The following is a 5,696-nucleotide window of genomic DNA, read 5'->3' as shown; positions in this document are numbered from 1 at the left end:
CCTAGCACCCCTCTAGATCCAGTCCCTATATCGAACCGGCCCCTATATAAAAGGGTTATATTGAGCATGAAAAGCGCGCTCGATGTCCATGCCCTCCCTCTTGCCTGACTACATCCATGTGTCGCAATTACACACCCCGTTGAGATGATTTCATAACCTGAAGTATTATTTTGCCCATAGTTCAGATGCGTTTTTTTCCAAGTAACTATGGTGTGATAGTGGGTGTGACAGTGCAAAAAATAGATGCTCCTAAATTTGAATTGCGATTTCTGGGCCCTAGGTTTTGGCTTGTGTGGTTAGGCTTTATCTTTTTATTCTTGTTGACCTGTCTTCCATATCGAGTCGTGCGATTTGTTGGCGCTGGCTTGGGTAAAATCATGGCGCTGCTAGGTAAAAAACGCATCGCAATTGCTCGTCGAAATTTAGAACTTTGCTTTCCTCATTTAAGTGAAAAACAACGGGAACAACTGTTGAGCGACAACATCGCTGCCTCGGGGATGGCGGTGTTGGAAACCGTTATGGGATGGTGGTGGCCTGATTGGCGTGTTAAACGCTTGGTGACGTTTGAAGGATTCGAACATATAGCGGCCATTCGCAAAAGAGGGAAGGGCATTTTCGGTATTGCGATTCATTGTCTGAGCTTAGAATTTGCATGTCGGGCTCTTGGGTTCAAGCAACCCTGCGTGGCTTTTTATCGAAAACACAATAATGATCTGATGGAATATCTGCAATATCACGGCAGAGCGCGCTCTAATAAATACATGATCAACAAGCGAGATGTAAAAGGGATGTTTCAGGCCCTTGATGATGGCGAGTTGACTTTATATCTCCCCGATCAGGATTACGGCCTCAATAGAAGTATATTTGTGCCCTTTTTTGATGTTGCAGAAACGGCGACTACGACTGGCCCAATTATGTTTATGCGTAACAGTGATTGCGAAGCTGTGTTTATCCAGTCTATTTCATCGCCGAATGGCTATACCATCAAGATTACGCCAGGTATCGACGGCTTTCCGTCAGGAGATGACAGGCAGGATATGACAAAGCTGAATAGCAAGGTAGAGGACATGATCATGCTCGCTCCTGAGCAATATCTTTGGATGCACAAGCGCTTTAAAACCAGACCCAATCCTGAGGACGACTCACTGTATCGCGATCTAAAATAAGCGATCGGGCATAATTTGTTACGTAGTGAGTTTCAGCGGCTAGCTTCGAACGGCAGCGCTCAGGACAAACGAGGCTTAGTTGTCAAAAGGAGGTGAGTTGTTGTCGAAAAGGAGGTGCGTTATTCATGCGTCAAGCCTAGCCGGTTTCGTTTTTTGCAGCACTTTAATCACCTTTCATAGCTTGATCTCGCATCGTCGGTGCCTCACTCAACTATTGCTCCCTCTCTTCTTACTCCGAGATGCTCGCGTCGTTATCTTATTTGCGCTCAACATCTTGCGCGACATACCCTAACTGTGAAAAGACTTTTACATCGGCACCTACTACGATGTGTATGAATCAGAACAAGGCTTTCACTACTTTGCGATTATTCAATTATCGTAAGTGCCTCAAAACGAATACAACGCACAGCGTGTCTGTTTAACTGCGAAGCATGCCGTGCTGAGCGTCGCTGGGCTAGAAAAAGATAGTATCTAAGAGACATGGCTATGACGAAGAAAGTACTCGTACTTTTTGCACATCCTGCGCAAAGTGACTCGGAGGTAAACATGCCTCTGTTCTCTGCCCTTTCAAGTATAGAGCGCGTCACGACCGTTGACCTATATGCTGAATATCCGCGTTTTCGCATCGATGTAGAGAAAGAGCAGCAGCGACTGCTCGCTCATGACATCATCGTTTTTCAGTTTCCAATGTATTGGTATTCGTCGCCGGCAATGATCAAAGAGTGGCAAGACCTTGTGCTTGAGTATGGTTTCGCATACGGCAAGGCCGGCGATCAGTTGAAGAACAAAAGCGTACTTATTATGACGAGCGCAGGAGCGCAACAAGATGCGTATCAAACTGAAGGCTTGAATCAGTACCCATTGCGCGAATTGCTCCGTCCATTCGAACAAATGGCGCATCTATGTCAGATGCATTACCTGCCGCCGTTCGTCTTGTTTGGATCGAGAACAGCGCACGAAGAGCTGCGAATCGACGGCCATATCAAACAGGCCAAAACCTTGATTCAGGCGATACAAAAGGGGAAACTAGATCATACATCGCTGGGTCATTACGCCCTAAGCAACGACTATTTCCAAGAAAGTGAGGCTCAGCGATGACGGAGTATTTTATTCAGGCCAGTATCTATTTGATTGCGGCCGTTATTGCGGTGCCTATTGCTAAGCGCTTGGGGTTGGGTTCTGTACTTGGGTATTTGATTGCTGGAGTGGTGATTGGCCCCATCACCGGCTTGGTTGGTCAAGAGACGCAGACGATCCAACATTTCGCCGAGTTTGGCGTGGTGATGATGTTGTTTCTTGTTGGTCTCGAACTTGAGCCGAAAATGCTGTGGCAAATGCGCAACAAACTTTTGGGTTTGGGAGGGCTTCAAGTGGGGCTGAGCGTTGCCCTTATCGCAGGCATTGCCTCTTTGTTTGTTGATCAATGGACTTACGCCTTAGCCATTGGTTTGATCTTTAGTTTGTCTTCGACCGCGATCGTTCTGCAAACCTTTAATGAGAAAGGCTTGAGCGGAACAGAGGGTGGGAAAAGTGCATTCTCCGTCCTCTTATTCCAAGACATCGCCGTGATTCCCATGCTTGCGCTTATCCCTTTGTTAGCGCTCAGTGCGCTTTCTGGAGATATGGGCTCCGCGCACCAAACTCACCATAGTTACAGCCTGGTTGAGGGTCTACCTGGCTGGCAATATGCCTTGGTCGTTCTCGCCGCGATTGCGATAGTGGTCATTGGTGGTCACTTTGCGAGCCGTCCAGTGTTTAGGTTCGTTGCCGCATCGGGTTTACGTGAAATATTCACCGCTTGTGCTCTGTTATTGGTGATCGGTATTGCTGCCATCATGAGTTTGGTGGGGTTATCTCCAGCGCTAGGCACTTTTTTGGCGGGCGTTGTGCTCGCCAACAGCGAGTTTAGACATGAGCTAGAAAGCACCGTTGAACCTTTCAAGGGCTTATTGCTCGGTTTATTTTTTATCACGGTAGGCGCTGGTATCGACTTCGGGTTATTTGCGAATCAGTGGGTTGTCGTTATTGCGCTCACACTAGGCTTGATGCTGTCAAAAATGGCCATTCTTTATGTGCTTGCTCGTATCTTTAAGATACGCAATAGTGATCGTTGGTTGTTTTCACTCAGCCTTGCGCAGGCCGGTGAGTTTGGCTTTGTATTGCTTAGTTTTAGTGTTCAGAACGCAGTGCTGCCTGACAGTATTTCTAAGTTGCTTGCGCTCGTTGTTGCTTTATCAATGTTCTTCACACCTCTGTTATTCATTCTGTTCGATAAGCTCATCGTGCCGCGTTTTGAAGCCTCAACCAATGCTTCTCAAACAGAGGATACCATTGACGAAATCGCACCAGTGCTCATTGCGGGCATCGGGCGCTTTGGACAAGTTGTGAATCGTTTACTCACATCCAACGGTATTCCAACCGTAGTGTTAGACCGCAGCGTTGACCAAATAGACCTGGTTAGAAACATTGGCATCAAAAGCTACTATGGTGATGCAATGCATCCGGATCTTTTGCATACGGCAGGAATAGAAAGCGCCACTTTGTTCATTGTCGCGATCGACGAGTCAGAGCGTGCCATAGAGCTCGTGAAACACGTAAAACAGACCTACCCGCATGTGAAAATTCTCGCTCGGGCCTATGATCGAAGAGACGCATACGCGTTGCGTTTCAATGGCGCAGATCACGTGATTTTTGAGAGCTTTTATTCCGCACTCGAGCTTGGAGGGAAGGCCATGACCGAGCTAGGTTTTCACCCGTTTCATGTTGAGCAGCTAAAAGAAAATTACGTCGACACTGAGCAAAAACACGACCCGCAGCTCTACGACATGTGGCAAAAAACTCAAGGCGATAGCACCATGATTCAGCACTATCGTTTGCTATTTATAAAGCTAGAAGAATTACTTAAAGAGTCGATGAAACTCGGTCGAGAGGATAGACACGACTCAAGCCATACGTCCTGGGCTCCACCCCCAAAGAATTACCTAGACGATTTTAAGGACACACACTGAGATAGATTAAAGGCTCTTTTTTGAGGGTGATCGATAAGGTGCCTATGTTAAATGTTGAATGTTGACTGCAACCAAGAACGAGCCGATTGAACGTCAGGTTATTCGTTATTGAATGACTCGGTCTTTTGCCCCTTGTGAACCCAGTCGGTTTACTTCTTCTTTGACTCCGTATTGCATATAGGCCTCTTCGAGCAGGCCTGACGTAATGGCATCATCTAAAGCAACATTAAATTGGTCACGCAGCTCTGAGGCACCGGCCCTCTTGCGAGTAAAGCCGACGTGGAAGGTCTTGTTAGCCCCCACTTCTTTTGGAATATAGTCAATGCTTTGAAACATCGGAGCATACTGATCAAGATAAAACTGGCATACCAGCCTGTTGCATATAAATAGGTCAATGCGCTCGCTTTTTAGTTTTTTTAAGTTGTCGAGTGTTGGATTTTGTGAAAACAGCGGGGTTATGGTTAAAAGTCTTTCACGCTCAGCAGTAATGAATGTCGATGGGTAGTGGTATCCTGCATTTGACCCGATATGGTAAGGGTGAAGATCGAAGAGCGTCTCCCAAGATATATCTGATGATTTTCTTTTGAAAAACACCGTATCAATCACTGAAATAGGATTCGAAAAATACGCAGCGTTACTTCTCGCTTCATTATACGTATAAGGGTATATGCCATCGACATGTCCGCTTTCTACCATTAAAAGCGCCCTTTTTGCCGGGACCGACGAAATCTTGAGCTGATGGCCCATTGTTTCAAATATCTCACGTAACAGCTGGGTAACGCTGCCGACGATTTTTTCATCTTTTTCAAAGCTATGCGGAGCATGCTCAACGGTGACAAAGTGCAGTTCTTTGGAGGCAGTTTGTATGCTCAATAAACAAAGGCTCAAGAGTAAGAGTGCTCTGCTAATATGCGGTAAGGCAGCGACATGTATTAGCATGATGAGTCCTCTTTTGAAGGCGTGTGCGCTTTGAAGTCATCTTAGGTGAGTCGTGACCACTATACAAACATCCGGCTAGTTATATCTCGGGTAAGCATTACTGAAACCGAATGCTCACTTAAAACGTAAGTATCTATTCCCTATGTTCTCGTATGTGACGAGGGGTTCTAAAGGGCAACGTTGTTGCTTTTTTGAGGCTAACCTTACCGTTATGCCGTATAGACTGTTGTAGGGGGGCGTTGCGAATAGACAGTCAAAATACTAGGTTATGGCAACGTTAACAGAAGCAAGTTTACATTGAGAGCACACTAGGTAGCTTAGTATGAAGGTGTTTACACTATCGGCACTATGTCTTAGTTCTATTTTAGTGGCAGGTTGCAGTAGCGATGACCCCGCAAATTCCGTTGATATAGATATTCTCAGCGGTCAAACCTACGCACGATGCGATGGGGCCGGCAGCAAAGTGACATATGCGTTCGACAACGGATCGGTAACTAAAACAACCGAAACATTTGCCGCAGGTGATTGCAGTGGCGCGGCGCAAACGACGATGGCCGACGCTTTGACATACCAGAACGGGAAT

At 46.4% G+C, this 5,696-nt stretch carries 5 protein-coding genes; 4 read left to right on the top strand and 1 reads right to left on the bottom strand.

Annotation, left to right across the window (positions count from 1 at the left end; translation table 11 throughout):
- Positions 1–185: 185 nt before the first annotated feature.
- From lpxL to A3750_RS07485, 3 genes are all read left to right on the top strand, one after another.
- Complete coding sequence (gene lpxL, locus A3750_RS07495; RefSeq protein ID WP_255374873.1) at positions 186–1,166, top strand: LpxL/LpxP family Kdo(2)-lipid IV(A) lauroyl/palmitoleoyl acyltransferase; 981 nt, start codon at positions 186–188, stop codon at positions 1,164–1,166.
- A gap of 486 nt (positions 1,167–1,652) precedes the next feature.
- Positions 1,653–2,264 (top strand): NAD(P)H-dependent oxidoreductase, encoded by a 612-nt coding sequence (locus tag A3750_RS07490; protein WP_082873225.1) that lies wholly within the window; start codon positions 1,653–1,655, stop codon positions 2,262–2,264.
- Positions 2,261–4,174, top strand: coding sequence for a monovalent cation:proton antiporter-2 (CPA2) family protein (locus A3750_RS07485; protein WP_068455182.1), 1,914 nt, complete (start codon positions 2,261–2,263; stop codon positions 4,172–4,174). The genes A3750_RS07490 and A3750_RS07485 overlap by 4 nt, the downstream gene beginning before the upstream one ends.
- Positions 4,175–4,279: 105 nt before the next feature.
- Here the strand turns inward: A3750_RS07485 and A3750_RS07480 are convergent, their stop codons facing one another.
- A complete protein-coding gene (locus A3750_RS07480; protein ID WP_068491173.1) occupies positions 4,280–5,047 on the bottom strand; it encodes an ABC transporter substrate-binding protein in 768 nt (255 codons plus the stop codon).
- 388 nt (positions 5,048–5,435) lie between these two features.
- Here A3750_RS07480 and A3750_RS07475 point away from each other — a divergent pair.
- A partial coding sequence (locus A3750_RS07475; RefSeq protein ID WP_156498473.1) for a hypothetical protein occupies positions 5,436–5,696 on the top strand: 261 nt, incomplete at its 3' end.

Source organism: Oleiphilus sp. HI0079 (assembly GCF_001635105.1).
The sequence above is the reverse complement of the archived record's forward strand: the minus strand, read 5'-3'. Positions and strand labels throughout refer to the sequence as shown.

Bases quoted from the DNA above. Each gene is read 5' to 3' on its own strand.
- lpxL (WP_255374873.1), top strand. From the start codon at position 186: ATGCGTTTTTTTCCAAGTAACTATGGTGTGATAGTGGGTGTGACAGTG.
- A3750_RS07490 (WP_082873225.1), top strand. From the start codon at position 1,653: ATGACGAAGAAAGTACTCGTACTTTTTGCACATCCTGCGCAAAGTGAC.
- A3750_RS07485 (WP_068455182.1), top strand. From the start codon at position 2,261: ATGACGGAGTATTTTATTCAGGCCAGTATCTATTTGATTGCGGCCGTT.